This is a genomic window from Enterococcus sp. AMC1623, from assembly GCF_058216495.1.
Genome location: NZ_CM177096.1, coordinates 653,800 through 675,941, shown reverse-complemented (window position 1 = coordinate 675,941; position 22,142 = coordinate 653,800). Strand labels below are relative to the sequence as shown.

The following is a 22,142-nucleotide window of genomic DNA, read 5'->3' as shown; positions in this document are numbered from 1 at the left end:
TGTTAAATCACAAGAACCGCCTCTCTATAGTACGGATATCTAGTTAACTACGGACAATTAAAGGCACTAAGAATGGATAATTGGTAAAGAAATCCAAAATTGAGCGTCGACGATTATTTGAATCAATAAATAATCGCGTTTTACCTTTCTCAGAAAAAATATCCACTGTTTGGCTTTGATTTAGTTTTACTTGGTAATGGTAATCATCGAATTTATCAAAATCATATTCAGTAGATTCCATGCTAATGATGAAAATATCATCTAAAACTTTAGTATCTACTACCAAATCACTGGTAAATTCTCGTTTTAATGCACGTGTGTTATCTAATAAGCTTGGCGCAACATCAAAACCAAGTTCTTTAAACCATGCTAACAGTTGATTTAAATCATAGTTAATTAATGATAATTGATTATGCGAGAAAATTTTGTCTTTATGCCACAAATGAATAAGCTTTAATACTTGTTTTTCATCCACTTCGACCGTCATATCTTTGGGATGAATCAGAATAAGTGGCATATAGGCAGCTTCAAAACGAGTATCTACTGTTTCCATCTTAAAGCTTAATTCTAAGTCATTATTTTTATCTAGTTCATATGCCACGTCAAAATGCTTGCTTTTCCAAACATTTTCTCGATCTGTTTGCGTTAAGCCAATAGTTTTTAACGGTTTTAGCAATTCATAAGAAAAATAAGCTAGTAAGTTTGTTTTTGCAGTTTTAGAAATCGGCACCTTTGGCATAATAAATTGGCAATAAGCATCCAATAATTCTACAAAGCTACTTTCCAGTAATGCCTTACGCATGTATAAATCGGCAAGCTCATCTTCTCGTTCTGAAATGAGTTGCATAATTGCTTGGTGATCTTTTTCCTTCAAGCTATAATAATTATCTTTTTTGGGTGATTTATCAGCAGTTGGAGAGTTTCGTGTAACTTTTTTCTTTGATTTACTCATTTATCTAGCTCTCCTTTCTTAGGTGATAAATAATCGGCAAGAAATTGCTGAATTTGCTCATTCATTTCTTTCATTGAACCAAAATACTGATTAATAAAACGATACTCTTTAGTCACAACTGCGCGTTTTAAGCGAGTTTCCTCGTAAGTACGCATTAGTTGTTCTTTTTGTTGATTGGATTTATTTTTATTTTGAATAAATGGTAGCCATTCCGTTTTTTTCTTATTAATTTCGGCAATTTGTTTGTTTAACTGTTCCACTTCTTCTTCGGTTTTTGCACGATTGAAAAAGCTTTTACTGTTAGAAAGTTCTTCTTTTTTAGCAGATAAATCTTGCGCTTCTTTTTCTAAATTTTTAAGCTCTTCTTCCGCTGCAATAATCTTAGCATCCAAGTTATCAATTTGTTTTTCAATCACTTCTAATAATTCTCGATTGTCGGGACGATAATGTTGCCACTCATCATCAATTTTTGGTAACACAAAAATTTCTGGAATACTCGCATCAAAACCAATTGTTGCTCGTTCACGGTAGTACGTCCCGATTTTATAATAATAAATAGTCGGCGAAATCTTTTCGACATATTCCATAAATGGAAAACGCTCAACAAACTTATCATGTAGCTTCGTAGATAAAAGTTCATCAATTTCGTGATTTTGATTTGAAGTTTCTTTTAATTCTTTATGCAATTTCCCTTTATAAATCCGATAAATCTCAGGAATATTTTCAGTCTCAATCGCTGCTTCAAAATCATGTAAATCTTTTAGCATAGAAACAATATTCTTCGAAGCAACTTTTTTAACTTTATTAAAGTCTTGGTACTTATTAGAAGTTTCTCGATGATCTGTTTCTTCTAGTACTTCCTCAGACATAACAATGCCCTCCTCTAAATTTTCTCTATTATAGTTTATCATTTTTACTAGAAAAATGGGGATGAAAACCTCTCTTTTTGTTTTTTATTTAAATTTTTTTCGTAAATTTCTCAGGATTAAAAACTCTTTTTGGCTCAGTATATAATTAATTTAACTTACTAAGCTTAACGCTCACTTAATACCTAATATTAAGTAAACAAAAAAGACATCGAGTAATTTCGATGTCTTTGATGGTAAACATTCATCGTTTATTTAGATAATATCATGGGTTTTAAAGCGAATTTGACGATTCTCGTCTCTTTTTAAAATCGTTTCTTCTTTTAAATAATTGAATTTTAATTCTTCTAACTCTGGATTTTCTAGCATTGATTCATAGCCTTCAAAAATATCTTTAATGTATTGTTTGTAAGCTTGCTTTTTTTTTAAACGTTTTTTCATAAACGACACCGTCCTTTTCGTACATATCTTATCAAGTCTTGTTTTACGTGACAAGCATTATCGCTAATTTTCATCTAAAAATAATGAACTATTTAGGCGTAATATAACTTACACCACTAGATAGTGCAATTTCATTTGGAATGATACGATAATTTAAGTACGAAATGTCTCCTTCAGAAATTAAAATACTATCTTCTCCAACCGCTTCTACGAAGGCAACATGTCCATATAATGGATGATACCCTGCCACTCCTTGTTTAAAGCTAATTACATCACCAGCTTTTGGTGTTGAAGAAACCTTGTATCCTGTTCTTTGTCCAGTAGTTCCCCAATCAGCACCATTTCCCATATAATCGCCGACAGTCCCACCTAATTGATGTACACGATTAAAGGCGTACCAAGTACATTGATCAGAGCCGTATGAACCCGATGTATTGTAATTGACTCCATTATACTTAGGATATTTTACTAAATGACGATAAGATTCTGGTATGCCAGAAAAATCTTGAATAGTCGCATTACTAAAGTTTAAATCCATCGATGTTTTTGCTTCATCGTATTGGGTTAAATTATACACAGCAATAATTGAATTTAATTTATTATTATAAAATGTATCTGTCGCATATTTTCCTGTTAATTCAGTTGTCGCTTGTAAATAATTTTTGGCTTCCGAACGCCAAACTTTTTTGTAGAAAGAAGTGTTCCCACTAATTCCACCTCGAAGCAACTGTACGTAATCTTCCAAGGATTCTTTATAGCTCGGATACACACGGAATGCCGAATTGATTTGATATAATTGACCACTACCGTTATCTTCATTTGTTGCAAGAGTAACTGATGAACCATTGTGGCTACCTTTGACTCCAAATAAATTATAATAAGGGCTCGTTGATAAACCACTTGTTCCTGAACCACTTTCTAAAATTGCTTGGGCAATCATAACTGAAGCAAACACATCGTATTTCAATCCTAATTCTCGAGCTGATTCACCAATTGATTCAATAAAACGTTGCGTTGCTGCATTTGCTCTAAAGTCAAAAGAAGCCGCGTAACCTTTAATCAACTCTTTTCCATGGTCAGTTAGCCGATTATTTTCAGAAAAATGAATTGCTGTTGTTGGTTGTTCTTTATAAATATTAGCAGATTGGCCAACGGTCGCTGATTCCTTTTCTTCCTCTGTTTGGAGTTTAAAGACTCCTACGCCTGGAATAATTTCTTTTTCAGCTTTTTTCTCTTCTTTTTTATCGTTGGCATCTTTTTCAGTTTTTTCCTCTTTTGCATCCTCATCAGAATGTAAGGCTATTTGTTTCTTACTGAACTCTTCATCAGCCATAATAAAACGGTCTTGACCAAGATAAATCGCTACTTGAGTGACTTTTTTATTTGTTTCCCACAAGAAAATATCACCTGGTACCGCGTCCTTAACAGCAATTTCGGTTCCTGAATGACGAATATCTTCGTAGCTATTTCCTAATTTTTGACCGAATACTTTATCATAAATATAAATTGGTAAATGAAGATTGTCAAAAGCATCTGGTCCTTTTGCATCCTGCTTATATTCTGCTTGTAATTGTGATAATGCTTCAACAACTAGAGCGGCAGAACGTTGATCTTTGAATGAATCTAATAACGGTAACTCATAACCATTTAAATCAGAAGACGAAATGTCTGTTGTTACTAATCGATTATCTAAAGAAGTTTCAGAACCAGAAGTACTTGGTCCAATAAATAATGGCGTATTAGGTGTAACTGGATTAGATTGGACAACATTATTTGTCACTTGATTTTTTTGTTCTTGCGTAGTTGGTGTTGATTCTTTTGGTTGTTGGTTATTTTGTTGTTGTGTTTTTTGTCTATTCGGTTGCTTCTTATCGCTTATTGGTACTTTAGGTTTTTTATTTCCGCTATTTTCTTTACTACTATTTCCGCTATTATTGCTGTTAGAACTTGATTCTGATGTACTTGACTCTGTTGTTTCTGAAGAAGTTGTTTGGCTACTTGAATCAGGTTCTTTTGATTCCTGAGTTGGTGTTGTTGTTTCTTCTGGAACTTCAGGTATAGATGATTCCGTAGTTTCAGGTTGTTCTATCTCATTTTCAGAACTTGTTTCAGTTGTGGATTCTTCTGTTGTTGTACTTTCCTCAGAGGTCGATCCTTCAAAAGAACTAGAACTAGTTGTCTCTTCAGATTCAACTATTGATTCTGAAGATTCTAATATATTAGTAGTTTCTTCTATACTTGTATCGTTTATTTCTTCCATTGAGCTTGTCTCAGTACTAGAAGGTTGCTCACTACTGCTGATTGTTGCTGTGACGTCAGACAAAACTGGCGCAGTGTTAGACATCAAAAGAAGCGCAATACTGAACGCAGCTAAAGCACGTTTTAATTTCAAATTATTTTTCATAAGCGTTCCTTTCGTAATGTTTATTTTTTTATTATATTAAATTTATTATAAAATAAATCCCCCGTTTTTTAAAGCGTTTCACTAATAAGTACGTAAAAAGAAAAGGAAATATCCCCAATCAGGGATTTTCCTATCTTTTTTATCCCAATTTTTGATATGCGTATCTTTTTCCATCTGGAATAGGGAAATAAACAATTCCTCGATAATGAAAACCAGTTGCTAAAATTGCTCTCTGCATGCCAATGTTTAACTCATGTGTGTCAATTCGCACATCACGAACTCCTTGCTTATGTCCCTCATTGACTAAGTGGATCAGCAATGACTTTGCTAAGCCTTTTCCGGATGACTGTTTAGCTACAGCGATACGATGGATGGAGAGGTAAGAAGCATGGCCTTCCCACTGACCATCTTGAATCGCAGTGTAAACTGGATCAACACCTGGAATTAAAGCTCCCATGGCTAAAATAGATACGTCTTCTAAAACAAACATTACCTTTGCTTCAATATCATTGCGCAATTTTTCTTCATTGGGTCCATAGCCATTTTGCCATTGAGGAGAGCCTTGCTGGCAAAGAATTTGGATGGCATCTTGAACAATTTCCATTAACGCAGGAAGATCTTCTAACGTTGCCTGTCTAAATTTCATTCATTTGCCTCTTAGTCAGTAATAGATTTTAACTTACCTCGAAATTCATCGATGGTTGTATATCCTTTTGCTTGCATAATTTCTTCTAGTTCTTTAGTAATTCGATCAAAAATTGCTGGTCCTTCTTTATGCAATTCAGTACCAATTTGTAACATTGTTGCACCACACAACAAATGTTCAAATGCATCTTGACCTGTACGAATCCCACCAGTACCAATAATTTTAATACTTGGATTTAAGCGTGTATAAAAAGCACGCACATTTGCTAAAGCAGTTGGTTTAACATACTCTCCACCAATTCCTCCAAAACCATCTTTAGGTTTAATCACTACTGATTCATTTTCTGTATCTATATATAAACCATTTCCAATAGAATTAATTGAATTAACATAAGTTAGAGGAAACTTATTTAAAATTGTCGCCATTTCATCAAAATGGGCCAAATCAAAATATGGCGGTAATTTTACCCCTAAAGGTTTTGTGAAGAAAGAAAAAACTTTTGTTAAAATTTCTTCTGTTAATGGGAAATCGTATGCTACTTGTGGTTTGCCTGGTACATTTGGACAAGAGAGGTTCAATTCTGTTATGCCATTAAAATCACTTGCTTGGATGATTTCTAACATCTCAATATTTTCAGTAACACTCATTCCAGCAATTGAAAAGAATATTGGTGTATCAAATCTATCTTGACGATCTATTGCGTAGTCTAAATAATATTGTAAGCCTAAATTAGGCAACCCCATAGAATTGATACTGCCTAATGGAACATCATAATAACGTGGAGAAGGATTTCCTTCGCGTAATTGTAGTGTTGAACTTTTAGTAATAAAAGCACCCGCAGTAGAATGAGCTAATTCATCCAATTCTTCAACTGTCATACAATGAATACCTGACGCATTCATCAACGGATTTTCAAAATTATAATCAACAAAGTTTGTTTGTAACATCGTATATTTATTCCCCTTTCTTTTTCTCTCATTAGTGTAGCTTTTTGTTGGTACAAAAGCAATAGCTAGTGAGTAATCCCATTTTATTTTTTCATAATAATATACGAAAAAAATTATAGATTTATTTTTAATTTATCCAAACAGTTTCACTTTTTATAAAATAGATTTTGTCATTATGATCTTCTTTTATTAGATACGCATTTTTTTTAATTTCATTGATTTCTTTTTGAGAATAACTATTTTCTTTCAAACAGTTCCTCAGCTCTTTTTCGGTAAAAGTAGATACCATAAAACCTTGTTTCCATTCAAATTCTTTACTCTTTTCAGTCTGTAACTTGAATGGTAGTTTTTCAATCTTGCTTAATCCTTCAAAAGAATTATCATAAGGATGGACAAATTGATCCACCGCAACAACAACTTGTGACTGCATAAATCCTTTTTCAAATACCCAAATTTTCAAGTAATAATGTTTATTTAATGAGTCTAGTTCTTTCTGCCAACAATCATATATCTGTATTAAACAATCGATGATTAATTTTTTATACCAACTTGGCAAAGAATACTGATTGACAGAATAAAAAGGATAAATCCAGACTTTAACATAATCTCTAGCATCAAGTTTCAGGTTTTCTTTATCTAAATGTAAATTTCTGTTTTTCCAATATACAACAGCTCGTTTCCTTCTTTTCCAACCTCTGATTTTCTTCTGCCTAGAACCCAACTAATATTTCCTTTCTCATATATCTGTTTTTAATGTGTATACAGTATATACTTTCCCATAAGTTAAGAAAATCTATTACATTTATAATTTAGACATATCTCATGTATTGTATAAAAATCTATATGTATTTTCTTAACCATCATATTTATGAGTATCATTCTATGGTTCCAATTTACATAAAAGTCTTTTAAGCATAGAAAAAGAACCTCCTCCTTTAGATTTTATGGCTTAATCCAAAGAAAACGGTTCTTTAATTGTGGTACACTTTTAATAACAACTTCATTGATATTCTAATTATAAAAAATCATTTATACCAACCCTAACGAATCCCCAACGCAATTCGTGCATAACGGCTCATCTTATCGGTTGTCCAGGCTGAAGGGAATTATTTTTTGTTATTTTACATTTTAGAAACTTCTATAAATCAACATTTTAATATCATAAGTATACTATTTGATCGTTTTTAAACCAACACATAATACTGATAATACGATTATTTTCTTTAATCTGAACCCAAAAAAATAACAAAGAAAAACTAGTATTTTTTATGGTTTATGCATATCATAGTTGTAATACTAAATAATTAGTTAGGAAGTGTCTTAATGCATTAAAGAAGATTTAATTATTTTAGGAAATGGTTTTGATTTATCATGTGATCTGAAATCTAGTTATGGAGATTTTTATTCAGATAGAATTGATTTTACCACTGAGCAATCACTTGATTCTATACGACGTACATTTGAACATTTATATAGCCATAATTTATTGTATATTAATAGCCCTTGTACTCTAGTAGAAAATTCCTTTGATCTAAATCCTATTTTTGAAGCTACCTCTATACTTGATAATAATATAAGTGACTTAACTTTTTGGGATATAGTATTTTTCTATTCTAAATTAACCAATGCAAGCGAATGGCATTTAATAGAACAGAGAATACATGATTTTCTGGTTCCTTTAGATAATGTAGATTCAATTATAACTATGATGAGTTCTGACCATACTAATTTTAGATTAACTAAACTATCACCGACCACTCACATGAACGAGATAACAGCTGCAGGAATGATAAAACTTGCTATGGCTATTGCAAAGAAATATTTTCCAAAAGAAAGATACGCTGATAAAACTAATGAAGAATTTCTTTTAAATGAATTAAAACAGCTTGAAAAAGATTTCAATGTATATTTAGATAACAATGTTATTAGTAACGGAACTTCATATATTGATAAACAAGTGAACTTATTACGCAATATCATTCATTTAATAATAAACAAGCAAGCATTCTCACTTTTAATTATACGTCTATTCCTGTAAATGACAAAAATCAAAGAATTGAAAATGTTCATGGTAGTTTAAAAAATCACGATATAATTTTTGGAATTGATCAAAAAAATATTGATTTTAATGATTATGCATATAAGTACACCAAAACTTTTAGGCAAATGATTTCTAATAATCATAAAAATAGGAAAGAGACGATATTGCCTAACAAAGATAAAATAGATTGTATTAAATTCTTTGGTCATTCCTTGAGTAGTTTGGATTATTCATATTTTCAATCTATTTTTGATTATTATGGTATATATTCTTCCTCTGTGACTTTAATTTTCTACTACAAGCCTTATGAAAGAATGACCCGTGAAAAATTATAATTGCAACAATCTGAACTTGTAACTAATATGTTAAAAGAATATGCTATAACATTAGATAATGATAATCATGGCGAAAACTTGATTCATAAACTTTTATTAGAACAACGTTTAATAATAACAGAACTTGCGGTTTAGTTTTTTTGTATTATTTTTGAACAAATATTAGTTTATGACTGCTTTATAGAATCAAATATAGAGATAGTTGGTGTCACAAAACTATTTATAATTTTGGAGGTACTCAAATGGAAATATTAATTACAGATGCAGCGAATTTGGATTTTATCAAACTAACTAAAGTGCTGGATGAAAATTTAAATGGGATTAGCGCTGATCGACCGGAAGAAGAAAGAAATAAGTATGCCTCATTTAATGAACTATCAAATATAACTAAAGCCTTTGTATTGTATGATAAAGAAATTGCCATTGGATGCGCTGCATTTAAAAAATATGCAGCGAATACAGTTGAAGTGAAGAGAGTTTTTGTTAGTGAAAAATATCGTGGGAAAGGCTTATCGAAAATTATGTTGTTCGAACTTGAGAAGCAAGTGAGAAAAGATGGATTTAACCGACTTATTTTAGAGACTGGTAAAAACAATCGAGCAGCAGTGAACATGTATAAATCAATGAACTATCGAGAGATTGATAACTTTCCTCCATATACTGACATGGCAGATTCAGTTTGTTTAAGTAAAGATTTGTCTTAAAGGTGTCATGAATTGGCACCTTTGAATGCTAGGCTATAGAAGAATAAAAAAAGAAAGGAAGTATTTATGAAAAATTTATTTTTAGTATCCTCATTTGAAGAAGTTTCTACCGAGTTACGTTCATTTAATAGAGATTTGGTAGAAAAGACAGTTACGTTTATTCCTACAGCTAGCAACGTAGAAAAGGTAACCTTTTATGTTGAATCTGGTCAAAAAGCTTTAGAAAAGATGGGATTAATAGTGGATCACCTAGACGTATCTACTGCCAAACTAGGAGAAATCAAGAAGAAGTTACAAGAAAACGATTGTATTTATGTCACAGGTGGGAATAGTTTCTTTCTACTACAGGAATTAAAGAAATCTGGTGCGGATCAAGTTATCATTGAAGAAATACAAAAAGGAAAGATTTATATTGGTGAATCTGCTGGAGCAATTGTTCTTTCTGAAACAATTGAATATGTAAGAACAATGGATGATCCTAAAAAGGCCTCAAGTCTAAATTCTTTTTCGGGGCTAAATGTAGTTGATTTTTATACACTACCACACTACAAAGATATTCCATTTAGTGAAGTGACTATAGACATAGAAAAACAATATAAAGAACAATTAAACTTCTGCTTTATTAAGAATAATGAAGGGATTATTGTTGAAGGCAATCATAAGCGAATTGTTAAAACAGTTTAATTAAAAAGGTAACTGAACAACTAAATGGTACTCATTCAATAAGGGTATCATTTAATTGTTCAGTTGGAACTACAATAGAATCAAAAATAGCCGTAGAAAAAAATTTTTTTCAGATTCAAGTTGTTTGATAGAACAACAGGACAACCGTATCGTATTCGGTTCATTGCTTGCGTAGTTTCCATAGTCGCCTTGTATCCCGTTGCACCACCATATCAGCGCTTAGTTTCTTGCCCCTTTGTCCAAGGAAAACAAAATTGCTTTGTTGATATTCATTCCATTCTTCAAAATAATTACTTTTTGCTCTGTCGTATTTTAATTTTTGTTTTAAAATAATAGGGGATACAAAAAACAACTCTGTCCTTTCCGCCCTTACCGTTTTTGATAAAATAGAGTTTTTGCTAAAATTATCATCTCGTAAATTCCGTAACTCCGCCAAGCGGATGCCCGTATCAGCTAAAAGCATAATCATCAAAAGAATACCTTCATCAACAAATAGTTTTCTTTTCCTCTCGTTTTGCTCATATTCCAGCGAGTTGCTTTGATTTTATTTTTTTGATATCGTCATCCGACCATGCAAAAACTAATACTTCTGGTTCTTTCATTTTGGGAACTCTTAACATAGGCTTTTTGTAATATTGGATGTATTCTTCTCCTTCAATATAGTTAAAATAGGCGCTGATTGCCTTTCTGTAAGTATTGACATATGCCGCTTTATTTCCTTGTTCAAAAACATAGACAAGGAAGCTTTTAACATGATTCGGCTGGATTTCATCTACATAATTAATGTTAAAGTTGCTATAAGTATGTTTTAAAAATCGCCCTACAAAACCTTGATTTCTTTTAATTGTCCCTTGTGTCAGTCCTCTTGATTTTTCAGATAGTTCTAGCTCCTTTAAAGCTGTAAAAATATCAATTTTGTACAAAAAAATAAGACCCCCTTATAAACCAATAAATTTAAAGTTGTGATTTATAAAAGAATCTTATTAAACAATGTTATTTTAATTCATTGGGATTACTGATAGAATGTGATATTTTCTTAAAAGTTTTCGGCTCCAAATCGTCCACAAACCTTATTATACCAACCCTAACGAATCCCCAAAGCAATCCGTGCATAACGACTCATTTTATCAGTCGTCCATGCTGAAGGGAATTTAACGCCGTGTATATTTCAATAAACTATAGCACTTTTTAGCTATTTACCAAGAATTATAACAGTAACCTCTTTTTAAAGCAATGGAGGAGTGCAGATAATTCCATACGTATCCTAAAAAATTTAGTAGGTATCCGTTACAACAGTAGCCCCACTATTATGCAAGCTGTGAAGCAACAATAAAATAACAGAACCCCCTTGCTTATTCACTCTGGAAAAAGTCAATGTTCCATAGTTTAACCATATATAAAGTTAACTAAAATTTCTGGTAAGCTTAAAACAAAGTAAATGATTGGCAACCAGATGGCACAGATTACACTATAGTAAACAATGTAAACAAGGGCTTTTCTTAGTTGGTACTCTGTCTTACTTATTCTGATAGTTTTCTTGCTCTCATTCATCATACTGCTTGACCTTCTACAAATTTGCGGAAATCTTCTTTTGCTCTCTTACACTTCAGTCTTAGGGCAGTGTCTGAAGCAGTTAAACCAGTGATGTTTCTTATGCTATTATATTTTTCTTTAGATGAAATAAAATGCAAGGTTTCATGTGCAATAAGCGTTGCGTTGAGTGCTTTCTTACTACTCTGCTTTCCATATTCCTGTAGTAAGAAAAGAATTTCACTGCCTTCAGCTTGAAGCATTTCTTCACTAGCTGATAAATCTTCTTTATTCCACAGGATGTCTTCTTGTGTTCCAAAGTCATTCATGATAGTAGTTACAAGTTGAATGTTACAGTCACGCTTTTTGCTCAGTGAAAACCTGATTGCAGAGAGTCTATTGTTCTCTAAAATTGCTCTATAGTATGTCCTGAACGATGCACTGCCTTCACAGTAATTCTCAACTGCCAATAAAAGAGAGTCATCCATCATTGCTATGATGTCACTCTGAGTAATTGCTGAAGGCAAACTTTTGCGTAAGTAAATTTCATTTATTCTTCTTTCTGCTGCAAAGTGTTTAAATATTTCTGTAAATATACTTGTATCGCCTGCTTGATATTTTGCCACCATTTCATTTAGTTTGATTTCCGTAATGCTGTTAGTCATGTTTTTCTCTCCTTCTGCTTGCTTTATACGTCATACATGTAAACATTTATACACAGTATATTGCATATATTTTTATGCGAAATATTGTACATTTTTACTTGCATATCTCTGCAGAAAAAGCTAAACTTGTTAACAGATTGAGTAAACAAAGATATAGTTTAACTTTTTCCACTTAGACAGAGTTGCCGCTCTGTCTATTTTATTTTACACAAAAATGGTTTTTAAGACCATATTTACACTTGAGTATAAATGGTCTTTAAGACCATGTCAATATAAAAATGAGGTGAGAGTTATGAATACCATTAATAAATTCAAACAAGCCAGAGTAAATGCTTCAATGACTCAAAAGAAAGCAGCTGAACAACTTCAAATAAATGTAAGAACCCTTGCAAGTTATGAGTCTGGAAGACTGCTCCCACCACTAGACAAAATAGAAGCATTGGCAAAGTTGTACAACGTACCTGTTACTTATCTTGTGGCTGATCCATCTTCAGAAATGGACTCCGTTAAACAGTGGCTTATCAGCTTATCTAAAAATGAACTAACAGAACTTCAGTCATTCATTAACAACTGTATTGAAAATGCTTCAGAATAGATAGCTGTAAATAAGGTTCAAAGTTGTTTCAACTTTAGAACAGAGTCACTACAGCCATTCTTCATAGGCAATTACCTTTTAAATACTCTGAAATGTGCTTAGAATGCGTCTATGGCACACTTACTGTCAGTTTAATTCCTATGTAACATCAGAAAGAGCAGTATTAACTGCTGATTCTGTAAGCAACAGTTAATACTCCTGAGTTATTTTTTACTATGTATTTTTTTCAACAGCTAAGGGCGCATCAAAATCAAGGGGTGTCCCCCTGTGGGTGGGGTGTCTTCTTTTTTGAGTTCAAATAACAGCTACTGCCCTAAGCTTCCACTACTTAGGATATAAGAATGACTGTTCTTCTCATTAATCATGTAAAATAATCTTATACATTTGACTGTCAATTATTCACTAAATTTTTGATATTAAATTCTAAAAACGTTATTTTATTAAATATACATTATCAAGTATCAGTATATAGTTTACATAAACTACATAAATACATTGAAACAACAGCAAAATGCTGATTTATAAACAACTAAGAATAATTAACTTGATATAATCATGATTATGTAAACTGAATATTCTTACTTAAAAAATGCATACTGAAGATAAAAAAGAATAGGTCTGTAATGCATTAATTCTGCATTACAGACCAAAGTTCTTCTAGTTAAATAACATGAAATAACCATGAAAAGTAACTGTATTAAATTATTTTTAGTGCCATACAAGGCAAGGCGTTCCTTGACTCTTGCAGAACTATCACTGTATTCTCTCTATAACAGAATACCTCTAAAAACCTTTATACAACAGTATTCACAGCGTATTTGACTTTCAAAATGACTTCAAAGAGTGCGTAAGAAAAATATAATCAGAGGATGACAGAGTGTCACATTTAACTGTCATAGATTAATCATCCCACCTTCTCTTCCCTTTTGACCCAGCTCTTCTGTCTGCTTCACGTACCAACTCTTGACCAATTTTTCTGATGTCACTTTCCTTGCGTACTACCATAGATTGAACAGTTATATTAATATCATTGCTGGCTGCTGAAGCACCAGCTTCTTCTTCTTTGTCTATCATAAGTGAACTGAAGTTTCCTAACGTAGGATGGATATTATTTGATGAAGGTAACGCTGTTGCTGTAGCAAAGTTAGCGCCTGCACTGAAGATACTTCCAGCCATTACTGCTTTCTTAATGTTATCAGCAACTTCAGTTGCCGCATCTAGTGGGCTGTCTCCCTCTTTGTCAATACCTATTTCCCAACCAAGCATCATATTTTTACCAATCATGTCACGCATCCATCTGGAAGGGCTGTGAATGCCTAGCGCACCTTTAATTTTACCTTTAATATTAGAAGCAACATCACTTATTGCACGCCCAACTGCCCCAACCATGTTGCGAATACCATTGACAAGACCTTGAATGATATTCTTGCCTATCCCAAACAGATTTATGCTTCTTAAACTAGTGAACACATTTCTCACAGTGTTGACTGTATTTCTAACGCTACTTGTTAACATATTCCAAGCATTTTTAGCACCATTCACCATGCTAGATACAATTGAAAGAGTTGTGGACTTCACACTATTCCAAGCATTTGAAGAAGCATTTTTAATACTAGAAAAAAGGTTTGATATGAAGGATTTAAAATTGTTCCAAGTATTTTTAATGGTATTTACAGTAGCAGAAACAATGGAACTTATAGATGACTTAATGCCATTCCATACTGATGAAGCTATCTGTTTAATTCCATTCCAAACATTGGATAACGCTGTTTTTAACATCCCAAACTGTGCAGATACAAAAGCTTTTATGACTGTTACGACACCTGTTATAACTGATTTAATTCCATTCCAAATAGAGCTAGCTGCTGATTTAATATTGTTCCATATTTGTGAAAGGTGAGTCTTCAATGACTTGAAATCACCTGTAATCAAGTCTATGAGTAACAATATAGGTGCTAGAATTACATTCTTAACTAGTTCCCATGTGGCTGAAGCTATCTGTTTAATACCATCCCAAATAGTAGATAGTCCATTTTTAGCGTTATCCCAGCTGTTCATTAAAACTGAAATGAAAGGCTGGACTATTCCCATTATGATGCTACTGAAACTTGTCCATGCAGTGGAAGCAACAGCTGTAATTAAATTCCAAGTAGTGGCAAGAAATGACTTGAAAGCTTCCCATGATTGCATTAAAGAGGTTAATGCAATGTTTACGCCACCTTTAATAGACTCCCACAGTCCATTAAAGAAAATAATTACATTATCCCAAGCAGATAGAACTGATTCTTTAGTTGAAACAAACGCTTGTTTTATACTTTCCCAGATACTGATGATTGCTGTTCTAAAACCTTCATTTGTTTTCCAAAGGTATACAATTCCAGCGATAAGACCAGCAACAACAGCAATTACTAAAGCAATTGGATTGGCTAACATGACAGCATTAAAAGCAGCCATAGCGCCTTTTACAGCAATTAATGCAGTCTTCAATGTATTGAATGCTGTTACAGCTGTTGTGATTATTTTAAATACTGCAAAACCAGTACCCAGTGCAATCACAACTGCGCCAAAAGCTTCTACAACAGATTTATTGTTATTAATCCATGAACTAAACTTCTCTAACGCTGGAACAACTACAGTCAGCATTTTATCTGCAATTCCTTTCAGTACCCCCTCAAAAATTGAACCAACTTTGCTAATGATAGTCCCTATAGAACCTAGGTTCAAACTTTTAAGAGCTTCATCTACTGCTGAAATAATTGAAGCCACACCACGCACAACAGCAGTTCTCATATTTGATAAACCTGTTCCAATTCCATCAGTGGAATCTCTGGCAATCTGCTGAAGGGATTTTAAGCCACCTCCACCGTTTACATTTAAGTCAATTAGGGCATCTTGAAACTTTTCTACGGAGATACTTCCAGAAGAAAGTCCGTCTTTTAGCTCACCCGTTGTTATTCCCATCTGCTTTCCTAAGGCATTCAACGCGGGACCCAGTCCACTATTTATCATGCTGTTCCACGTGGCGCCATCAATTTTTCCATTACTGAAAGCTTGGCTCAACTGAACAACAGCATTCTGGACTTGGGCAGTTGTGCCACCAAAGCCCAAGATGCCATTATTCAATGAACTGAAAATCTTCTCAGACTTTCCTAAATCACCTGTGCTACTGGCTATTAATTGCACTCCTTGCACTGCTTCATCTAAGGGCGTTGGTAATCCTGTGATGCTTTTATTCAGGTTATCCATTGCTGCTTTTGTTTCTTTTGCACTGAAACCCATATTACTGAATACCCTGTCACTGTTGTTCAGTGTATCCACTCTTTTAACAGCAGCACCAATAGAGCCAGTTACCATAGTAATGGCAGCATTAACTGCTTTGAAACCTCCCACAGTTCCCACAAACTTACCAATTTTACTAACAAGTCCTCCCGTTGACTTTGTAGACTTGTTCATTTCACCTGAAACACCTTTAATTGTTGCTTGCGTTTCAGCCATGCTGCTCTTGAATTCACTCAGGTCAGCACTTATTTTAAATTTTATTTCTGAAACTGCTATATTCTCACTTCCTATATATTTATATACAAAAAAAGAACAGCCCTACGGCTGCCCTAATTATCGTAATTCTGTTTTACGTGGTGGCTCTTTTAAAATGTCTAATGCTGCTTTAACAGCGCGTTGCATCTTCTTAATTGGCACATCCTCCAATAAATGTGAAACTTCATTCACTTTTAATTCAGAATCATAATGCCAAAGACCTGCCGTAATCAAGAAATACAATTCCAATCTGTTTAAACTGTAAGGGTCTATCTCATGAAAATGTGTTACAGAATCAATAAAACCAAGTTTAACCATTGAAAGCACGCTACCCACGCTGTAACCAATGGGAACATATTCTTCATTAATGTATACGCATTTATCTTTGTACCGCATTTAGTCCACCACCTTTCTTTTTTGCTCTCTCTCTCTCTTAGAGACTTATTGCAGCTGCTACTGATTCACTCAATAACAGCTGCAATACATGTCTAACATATAACTATGTGCTGGAATCAAGCAGTTTTATCTTTCTGTTTAATTCCATAACTTTCCATTAAGTCTTCAATAGAAGTCTCAGTTTCCTCTTTGAAGTAGTTCCTAGCATCATTACCAGTCATTTCTGCCTTTGTGACGCCTGTAGCTGTGAAGATCAATTGGATTAATTTAGTTTTAGCTGTCGCTGAAGTTGAATCATCTGTAAGCATTTTTTTCGCTTCAGCAACAGCTACAGGCATAAGTAAAAGAGCATTATCCTTGCTGTGCTTAACAATAGCTTTTTGAATTGCAGGCTCTCTTTTCTTCCTGTAGAAAGTTGACTGTGAAATGCCAAGCCCATCTGCAATTTCTTGATTGGTCTTGTTGGTGTACTCTTGCGCCAAAACTTCATCAATGATTTTCTGGTCTAACTCAGTAAGACTTCCTGAAGTCGAAAACTTTACAATTGGATTACTCATAATGCCACCTTATTTCTTTGTGGAAGTGTATTCCAAGATGTTCCCATGTAAGCAGAAGCACCACCAGCATAATAACAAAATTTTTCATCTTCTGTGGGAGTAGGGTAGCCAAAATATTTGCCTGCACAGTCTCTAAAGACTGGGTTATTTCTATCTGTCCTGATATAGCTATCAGTGGCTGTGACGTGGTTACCTAGCGCTTTTGTGCGTTGAATTAACTCACCCAGCTCACCATGAACAACAGGAACAAAACTGTCAATCTCATGAGTATTTGTTTTAGTCTCATAAGTAGTTTCAATATAAACAAGCTTCTTGCGTTGGTCTGTAATCAATGGTTCAATGTCTTCTGAAACAAGTGTTGTAATATCAGCGCCTAGCTTCCCTCTATACCATTTTTCTAGTAAGGAGAGTTCACTTTTAATAGTAGTCACTGCTCTCTTAGGTTTCGCGTCAAAGGCTTTACTGAGTTCCGCAACAATTCCATCAAAGCCAAATCCAAATACTTGAACTTCTACTGCAGCCAAGGCTTCATTCAGTTCTGCTTCTAGTTCATTTTTTCGTTGAATATACTTAGCTTCTGTCGCTTCCATACTTGCTAGTCGCTTTTTAGCACGCGTTACTGTGTCAACATCTGGCTTTAACTCATCAATATCAATAATTTCAGATAAGCTTGGATGCTGTTTTTTTCTTAATTTATCAAACATTAGTGTCCCCCTATGTCTAGTTGCTATGTTGAGAGCTTAAAGTTCTGTAAATTATCTTTGCAGAACTTGCTCAAGTGTGTAAATTCCTTAGAATATCAGCTAGTTAAGCGTTGCATTTACTTCATTTTCAATAAATTCTTGATAAAATCCAGCTAAAGAAGCTGGAAACTTCTCAGATTTATCTTCCAATAGTTCTAAAGCTTGTGAAGCTTCACTTAACTTTCTTCTCCGTTCAATGTCATCCTCAATTACAGATGCGCGAAGTTCTGCTTCTCCTATAGCTCTAGAAAACTCATAATGTGAAATAATAGGAGTGGATTCTTCATTCAAAACAGATAAGACCATATCCAATGGGGCTGAAACAATCTGGCTGTAGTAGTCTTTAATTCCTGTTTCTAGTGTTTTGGTGGCTTCTTCTCTGAGGGCAAAGCCTTCTGATAATTTTTGTTGTGCAGAAAAACTCAAGTTCTAATCACTCCATCTGTTTTTATAGTTTTTGAAATTGCTGTTTCAAGTCATCAGCAAAATAGGTAACATGTGTAGGTGCTTCAAATTCTTCAATGATTTTTTTCGCTTCCGCAACTTCTGCTAGTTTTCTTTGCGCAAGGCTATAATTAAGCTCTGCATGTGAGTTGATATATATTTCTGTTTGCGTGGCTTTTGCTATTTCTTCCCAGTGCTTCTCAGCTTCTTCTAAGAAAATTTTGAACTCTGGTGTGGACACAGTAGCATATAAAGAATTACTTGAACCTCCAGTAACTTGCCCTCTTTTTTCATCTGTAAACTGTCTTGCCGCTGCCATAGGATGTTCCGTTACTCCCTCTTTAAGTGACTGTCGTAAATTCTTCTCTGCTTCTTCTGAAGCAAGCTTATCTTCAAAAAAGCTCTTAATATTGTGAAAAGCGTTACTACCGTAGCCACGCTGTTTAGTGTTGTTTTCTGTGTTATTTGTGTTCATTTGTTTTCCCCTTGCTCTCTTTCTAGTTCCTTTAAGGCTTTCAATAATGCTGGCTGTGAAATGCCTTTAATTAGACAATACAATTGTCTGGTCATCATGTTTCCATAAGTCTCACGTAAATGCAAAAACTCTTTAGCACAATCCTTAGAAGTAGGTTTTCTTTGAATTATACTTCTAAAAAACTCTTCTCTAACATTCATTTTTGCTGTCTCCTTCCTAGACATCCTTTAGTTCCTGTGTGAATTTTGGTCTGGCGTTGCCGTGGATTCTGTCGTAAGATTTTATATCAAGAATAACTCCTCTTGAAGCAAATTCAACGCGACCCCTACTAACAAATTGACGTGGTGAAAGAAAGCTGTTTGTCTCTTTCTTCTTATTTGCTTTCATGCTTTTCATGTAGTGAATCATGCAAACATCTGCCATCATTTCCAGATTCCCAGGGCTTGGAAATCTGCCAAATTTTTTAAAGAAATCCTCTGTTACTTTTTCTGTGAACTTGATCATCGTAGATTGTCTTGGTAAATCCTCCAGCTTGGTTCGCCAAATTTCAGAATACAGATAATTATTTAATGCAGTATTTGCTTCTTGATAATTTTCATAATCAGTTAGACCAAAACTAAATTTCTTCAATGCAACTTCCCTCTCTGTCTTTACTTCTTTTTCTCTAGGTATTAGACAGGGTACATAAACAAAATATTAGCTTTTTTTAAACTTTTTTATCTTTTTTTCAACTTTTTTATCTTTTTATTTGAACTTTTTAATTTATTGCATTAAGAACAGCGTTAATATAGGCTGTCCTGCTCCAATAAATGCAGAGTTAAATGCTGAAGGTCATAGAGTAAAAATGTACTGTAACTGTAATTCTATATATTACTGTTATTACTGTATTACTGTTTATAAAGACTTCCTGCGCCACTCATCCCACTCAGCCACACTCAGAAATATTCCAGAATCAATTCTAAGCTCAGAATCACAGTAAGTGACTGTAGAAAAACAGACTCTACTGTTTGAATAAGGTAAATACATCCTAAACTGTTTGATGTCTGATTATTTACAGTAAGTGACTGTAGAAAAAGAGTAACAATGGAATTGAATAAATTTACAGGAAGATACTCAATAGAAAAGTGATAGCTGTTTAGACAGAGAGAAAGAGTTGCATTTGAGGGAGCTAAAGTAAAAATGTTTGACTCTAAGTATACTGTTATATAAATAAATAAAAGATATAAAGATATAAACAATATCTTAGAGTAAAAGAATTTAACAATAACTAAGTAAAAGTATTTAACATTAGAGACTGTTTATTGCTGTTAAAAGAACTAATAGTTGCTAAAGCAACTGTAGCATTGTCCTGCTACTTGTTTTTTTAACAGTAATAAATAATTCTAATTAAACAGTAACAGTAACAGGAGTAATAACAGCATATTCTGCAATGACAGTATTATTTATATACACTGTTGTTCATTAAAAAAAGTATATATAGTTTTTTAATATGACCAGTGGCTGTAAGCCACAGCTGCTTTAGCAGCTATATGCCCTTCAGTCTTTTGATAGAATAATAGATACTTTAACGCAATCAATTTTGCTATAATCCTTGTCATATCAAGCCTTACAGCAATTATTGCTTTTTCAAAAAGTTCTACCTGTTTTAAGGGTGGATATTGGTATATAAGCATTTTCAGTTTCAAAAAGTTCCACCTGTTTTGAACTGCCATTCTAATTCAAAGAAAAAAAGCAGCATTACGCTGCAAATTCTTCTTCTCTGTTCTCCTGTGAAATAAATTCAGCAAGAACAGCTTCTGATGTGATGCCAGCTACTTTAGTAGCAATTTCAGGGTTCAATCTAAACATCACATTATTCCCTGCCCTGATTCTGGAGAAGGCTGAAATATCCCCATATCTTAGTTCACGTAAATGCTTTGATGCTTGTTTTACTGATAGATTGGTTACCTCTGCTATATCTACGACTCTTAAATTTATTGGAGGTTCAATATTGGGATTTCTAAATGGATTTCGCACAATTAAATTAGAAATCTTGTCAATATAGGGCAATAATTTAGCAATGAAAGCCACTCCACTTGCTCCATGTTCAAAATAAAGCTCTTGAATGGTGTCATTAAATGTTTTGATAGTCTTTTCTTCACCATTTTCTGAGTGCTTCCCTCTATAAAAGAACTCTTCACTCATTTTCATTGCTGGATACTCTTTTCCCTTAACAGTAATAACCACTGATTCAAGTAAGCCATGCTGTTTCAAGTCCTTCAAGACTCTTCTAGCTGTCGAACTACTGATTTCTAAAAGTGAGTAAAGTTCTTCCTCACTAATTGGAACTTTTGAGTGTTTTCGTGGATAGATTACATTGTCATAGTGCATATATAAAGATAAAACTATAGCATATCCAAGGGTTCTATTTTGTATTCCTTTTAACTGAGTCCACGCTTCCAATTTCACATTGAAAAATGAACGCTTATCTGCTCTTACAGCATATTGAACTGCTTTGTTCTCATAAAACTCTAATTCTCTGCGCTTTATCCATGGAATAACCTCTAGTATTTCCCCCGTTTCTGGATTAGTATTGATACTGTGATAAATTTTACCTACTTCATACAATGTCATAACAGCCATCCTTTCTTTCTTGAATTAAATTATCTGTATATATATATGTAATTGCTGTTTAGGCAGTAATATGTTCATTTTCAGCAAAAGCAGAAAATAAAAAAAGACTCACAGGAAATTATGTGAAGTCTCCTTTGATAATCTGTTAATTTTCTTAGTTCTGTTGCGCCTATTCAACAGGATACGCATGATTTCTCTCAGTTAAGCTGTATTACGCTGTATTACAGCTTTAAAAGCCTTTCTAGTGTTAATGTATGCCAATGAACTTCAACTCTGTAAACACAGTGTATACAGCTTAAAACAGCCCTTAAAATTGATTGTAGAAATTGATGCCATTATTCTACATATCTGCCTTCCTGCTGAGTACACACTATAACAGACCATCTAAACTGTTATAACCAACAAACTATAACAGCCATGAACATCTGTACTAATCAGTGTTTCAAGTGTAAATGAAGAAGCTTTAACTGTGTGTCACTGTCTTAGGTAAGTCTTGTGGCACAGAATTAAATTTAAGCTCAGAAATCCCCTGTTGCTTAGTGGATAAATAGGAACAAAACTTGCTTTAAG

The 22,142-nt window shown here is 33.5% G+C and carries 25 protein-coding genes; 5 read left to right on the top strand and 20 right to left on the bottom strand.

Annotated elements, in window-relative coordinates:
- Positions 1-43: 43 nt before the first annotated feature.
- From AC4BC7_RS03390 to AC4BC7_RS03360, 7 genes are all read right to left on the bottom strand, one after another.
- Positions 44-952: a hypothetical protein gene (locus tag AC4BC7_RS03390; RefSeq protein ID WP_207940506.1), complete on the bottom strand. Its 909-nt coding sequence runs from the start codon at positions 950-952 to the stop codon at positions 44-46.
- Entirely contained in the window at positions 949-1,821 is an 873-nt protein-coding gene (locus tag AC4BC7_RS03385) for a viral A-type inclusion protein (RefSeq protein ID WP_207940505.1), read from the bottom strand. The genes AC4BC7_RS03390 and AC4BC7_RS03385 overlap by 4 nt, the downstream gene beginning before the upstream one ends.
- 252 nt (positions 1,822-2,073) lie before the next feature.
- Positions 2,074-2,259 carry a hypothetical protein gene (locus AC4BC7_RS03380; protein ID WP_207940504.1) on the bottom strand — a complete coding sequence of 62 codons (186 nt, stop codon included), beginning with the start codon at positions 2,257-2,259 and terminating at the stop codon, positions 2,074-2,076.
- 88 nt (positions 2,260-2,347) lie between these two features.
- Positions 2,348-4,663, bottom strand: coding sequence for a glucosaminidase domain-containing protein (locus AC4BC7_RS03375; RefSeq protein WP_490503842.1), 2,316 nt, complete (start codon positions 4,661-4,663; stop codon positions 2,348-2,350).
- 139 nt (positions 4,664-4,802) lie between these two features.
- On the bottom strand, positions 4,803-5,309 hold the full coding sequence (locus tag AC4BC7_RS03370) for a GNAT family N-acetyltransferase (protein ID WP_207940502.1): 507 nt from the start codon (positions 5,307-5,309) through the stop codon (positions 4,803-4,805).
- Positions 5,310-5,320: 11 nt separating this feature from the next.
- Positions 5,321-6,256, bottom strand: coding sequence for a dihydroorotate oxidase (locus AC4BC7_RS03365; protein ID WP_490503841.1), 936 nt, complete (start codon positions 6,254-6,256; stop codon positions 5,321-5,323).
- Between the two features lie 127 nt (positions 6,257-6,383).
- On the bottom strand, positions 6,384-6,977 hold the full coding sequence (locus AC4BC7_RS03360; protein WP_490503840.1) for a hypothetical protein: 594 nt from the start codon (positions 6,975-6,977) through the stop codon (positions 6,384-6,386).
- Positions 6,978-7,742: 765 nt separating this feature from the next.
- Here AC4BC7_RS03360 and AC4BC7_RS03355 point away from each other — a divergent pair.
- The 4 genes from AC4BC7_RS03355 (at position 7,743) to AC4BC7_RS03340 (ending at position 10,020) form a co-directional block, all read left to right on the top strand.
- On the top strand, positions 7,743-8,294 hold the full coding sequence (locus AC4BC7_RS03355; RefSeq protein ID WP_490503839.1) for a hypothetical protein: 552 nt from the start codon (positions 7,743-7,745) through the stop codon (positions 8,292-8,294).
- Complete coding sequence (locus AC4BC7_RS03350; RefSeq protein WP_490504407.1) at positions 8,222-8,632, top strand: AbiH family protein; 411 nt, start codon at positions 8,222-8,224, stop codon at positions 8,630-8,632. Before AC4BC7_RS03355 ends, AC4BC7_RS03350 begins: the two co-directional genes overlap by 73 nt.
- A gap of 242 nt (positions 8,633-8,874) precedes the next feature.
- A complete protein-coding gene (locus AC4BC7_RS03345; protein WP_490503838.1) occupies positions 8,875-9,336 on the top strand; it encodes a GNAT family N-acetyltransferase in 462 nt (153 codons plus the stop codon).
- A gap of 66 nt (positions 9,337-9,402) precedes the next feature.
- Entirely contained in the window at positions 9,403-10,020 is a 618-nt protein-coding gene (locus AC4BC7_RS03340) for a Type 1 glutamine amidotransferase-like domain-containing protein (protein WP_207940498.1), read from the top strand.
- A gap of 160 nt (positions 10,021-10,180) precedes the next feature.
- Here AC4BC7_RS03340 and AC4BC7_RS03335 read toward each other — a convergent pair whose 3' ends face one another.
- The 3 genes from AC4BC7_RS03335 to AC4BC7_RS03325 all read right to left on the bottom strand — a co-directional run bounded on the left by AC4BC7_RS03335 (position 10,181) and on the right by AC4BC7_RS03325 (position 12,215).
- Positions 10,181-10,489: a hypothetical protein gene (locus AC4BC7_RS03335; protein WP_207940497.1), complete on the bottom strand. Its 309-nt coding sequence runs from the start codon at positions 10,487-10,489 to the stop codon at positions 10,181-10,183.
- A 49-nt stretch (positions 10,490-10,538) separates the two neighbouring features.
- The gene (locus AC4BC7_RS03330; protein WP_490503837.1) at positions 10,539-10,943 is read right to left on the bottom strand and encodes a hypothetical protein; all 405 of its coding nucleotides are present in this window, start codon (positions 10,941-10,943) and stop codon (positions 10,539-10,541) included.
- A gap of 627 nt (positions 10,944-11,570) precedes the next feature.
- Positions 11,571-12,215 carry a hypothetical protein gene (locus AC4BC7_RS03325; RefSeq protein ID WP_490503836.1) on the bottom strand — a complete coding sequence of 215 codons (645 nt, stop codon included), beginning with the start codon at positions 12,213-12,215 and terminating at the stop codon, positions 11,571-11,573.
- Positions 12,216-12,507: 292 nt separating this feature from the next.
- Between AC4BC7_RS03325 and AC4BC7_RS03320 the strand changes: the two genes are divergently transcribed.
- A complete protein-coding gene (locus AC4BC7_RS03320; protein ID WP_490503835.1) occupies positions 12,508-12,810 on the top strand; it encodes a helix-turn-helix domain-containing protein in 303 nt (100 codons plus the stop codon).
- A 900-nt stretch (positions 12,811-13,710) separates the two neighbouring features.
- Here AC4BC7_RS03320 and AC4BC7_RS03315 read toward each other — a convergent pair.
- From AC4BC7_RS03315 to AC4BC7_RS03270, 10 genes are all read right to left on the bottom strand, one after another.
- A complete protein-coding gene (locus AC4BC7_RS03315; protein WP_490503834.1) occupies positions 13,711-16,305 on the bottom strand; it encodes a phage tail protein in 2,595 nt (864 codons plus the stop codon).
- Between the two features lie 117 nt (positions 16,306-16,422).
- Positions 16,423-16,740, bottom strand: a complete 318-nt coding sequence (locus AC4BC7_RS03310; RefSeq protein ID WP_490503832.1) for a hypothetical protein — start codon at positions 16,738-16,740, stop codon at positions 16,423-16,425.
- 116 nt (positions 16,741-16,856) lie between these two features.
- The gene (locus AC4BC7_RS03305; RefSeq protein ID WP_490503831.1) at positions 16,857-17,297 is read right to left on the bottom strand and encodes a hypothetical protein; all 441 of its coding nucleotides are present in this window, start codon (positions 17,295-17,297) and stop codon (positions 16,857-16,859) included.
- Complete coding sequence (locus tag AC4BC7_RS03300) at positions 17,294-18,001, bottom strand: hypothetical protein (RefSeq protein WP_490503830.1); 708 nt, start codon at positions 17,999-18,001, stop codon at positions 17,294-17,296. Before AC4BC7_RS03300 ends, AC4BC7_RS03305 begins: the two co-directional genes overlap by 4 nt.
- 99 nt (positions 18,002-18,100) lie before the next feature.
- Positions 18,101-18,466 carry a hypothetical protein gene (locus AC4BC7_RS03295; RefSeq protein WP_490503829.1) on the bottom strand — a complete coding sequence of 122 codons (366 nt, stop codon included), beginning with the start codon at positions 18,464-18,466 and terminating at the stop codon, positions 18,101-18,103.
- A gap of 22 nt (positions 18,467-18,488) precedes the next feature.
- Positions 18,489-18,959 (bottom strand): hypothetical protein, encoded by a 471-nt coding sequence (locus AC4BC7_RS03290; RefSeq protein WP_490503828.1) that lies wholly within the window; start codon positions 18,957-18,959, stop codon positions 18,489-18,491.
- Positions 18,956-19,159, bottom strand: coding sequence for a hypothetical protein (locus AC4BC7_RS03285; RefSeq protein ID WP_490503827.1), 204 nt, complete (start codon positions 19,157-19,159; stop codon positions 18,956-18,958). The genes AC4BC7_RS03290 and AC4BC7_RS03285 overlap by 4 nt, the downstream gene beginning before the upstream one ends.
- A 16-nt stretch (positions 19,160-19,175) precedes the next feature.
- Complete coding sequence (locus AC4BC7_RS03280) at positions 19,176-19,589, bottom strand: hypothetical protein (RefSeq protein ID WP_490503825.1); 414 nt, start codon at positions 19,587-19,589, stop codon at positions 19,176-19,178.
- An 854-nt stretch (positions 19,590-20,443) separates the two neighbouring features.
- Entirely contained in the window at positions 20,444-20,644 is a 201-nt protein-coding gene (locus AC4BC7_RS03275) for a hypothetical protein (RefSeq protein WP_490503824.1), read from the bottom strand.
- 52 nt (positions 20,645-20,696) lie between these two features.
- Entirely contained in the window at positions 20,697-21,572 is an 876-nt protein-coding gene (locus AC4BC7_RS03270; protein ID WP_490503823.1) for a hypothetical protein, read from the bottom strand.
- Between the last annotated feature and the right edge of the window lie 570 nt (positions 21,573-22,142).

Bases quoted from the DNA above. Each gene is read 5' to 3' on its own strand.
- AC4BC7_RS03290 (WP_490503828.1), bottom strand. From the start codon at position 18,959: ATGAACACAAATAACACAGAAAACAACACTAAACAGCGTGGCTACGGT.
- AC4BC7_RS03370 (WP_207940502.1), bottom strand. From the start codon at position 5,309: ATGAAATTTAGACAGGCAACGTTAGAAGATCTTCCTGCGTTAATGGAA.
- AC4BC7_RS03375 (WP_490503842.1), bottom strand. From the start codon at position 4,663: ATGAAAAATAATTTGAAATTAAAACGTGCTTTAGCTGCGTTCAGTATT.
- AC4BC7_RS03285 (WP_490503827.1), bottom strand. From the start codon at position 19,159: ATGAATGTTAGAGAAGAGTTTTTTAGAAGTATAATTCAAAGAAAACCT.
- AC4BC7_RS03385 (WP_207940505.1), bottom strand. From the start codon at position 1,821: ATGTCTGAGGAAGTACTAGAAGAAACAGATCATCGAGAAACTTCTAAT.
- AC4BC7_RS03315 (WP_490503834.1), bottom strand. From the start codon at position 16,305: ATGGCTGAAACGCAAGCAACAATTAAAGGTGTTTCAGGTGAAATGAAC.
- AC4BC7_RS03305 (WP_490503831.1), bottom strand. From the start codon at position 17,297: ATGAGTAATCCAATTGTAAAGTTTTCGACTTCAGGAAGTCTTACTGAG.
- AC4BC7_RS03345 (WP_490503838.1), top strand. From the start codon at position 8,875: ATGGAAATATTAATTACAGATGCAGCGAATTTGGATTTTATCAAACTA.
- AC4BC7_RS03390 (WP_207940506.1), bottom strand. From the start codon at position 952: ATGAGTAAATCAAAGAAAAAAGTTACACGAAACTCTCCAACTGCTGAT.
- AC4BC7_RS03270 (WP_490503823.1), bottom strand. From the start codon at position 21,572: ATGACATTGTATGAAGTAGGTAAAATTTATCACAGTATCAATACTAAT.
- AC4BC7_RS03310 (WP_490503832.1), bottom strand. From the start codon at position 16,740: ATGCGGTACAAAGATAAATGCGTATACATTAATGAAGAATATGTTCCC.
- AC4BC7_RS03325 (WP_490503836.1), bottom strand. From the start codon at position 12,215: ATGACTAACAGCATTACGGAAATCAAACTAAATGAAATGGTGGCAAAA.
- AC4BC7_RS03335 (WP_207940497.1), bottom strand. From the start codon at position 10,489: ATGATTATGCTTTTAGCTGATACGGGCATCCGCTTGGCGGAGTTACGG.
- AC4BC7_RS03320 (WP_490503835.1), top strand. From the start codon at position 12,508: ATGAATACCATTAATAAATTCAAACAAGCCAGAGTAAATGCTTCAATG.
- AC4BC7_RS03380 (WP_207940504.1), bottom strand. From the start codon at position 2,259: ATGAAAAAACGTTTAAAAAAAAAGCAAGCTTACAAACAATACATTAAA.
- AC4BC7_RS03340 (WP_207940498.1), top strand. From the start codon at position 9,403: ATGAAAAATTTATTTTTAGTATCCTCATTTGAAGAAGTTTCTACCGAG.
- AC4BC7_RS03300 (WP_490503830.1), bottom strand. From the start codon at position 18,001: ATGTTTGATAAATTAAGAAAAAAACAGCATCCAAGCTTATCTGAAATT.
- AC4BC7_RS03365 (WP_490503841.1), bottom strand. From the start codon at position 6,256: ATGTTACAAACAAACTTTGTTGATTATAATTTTGAAAATCCGTTGATG.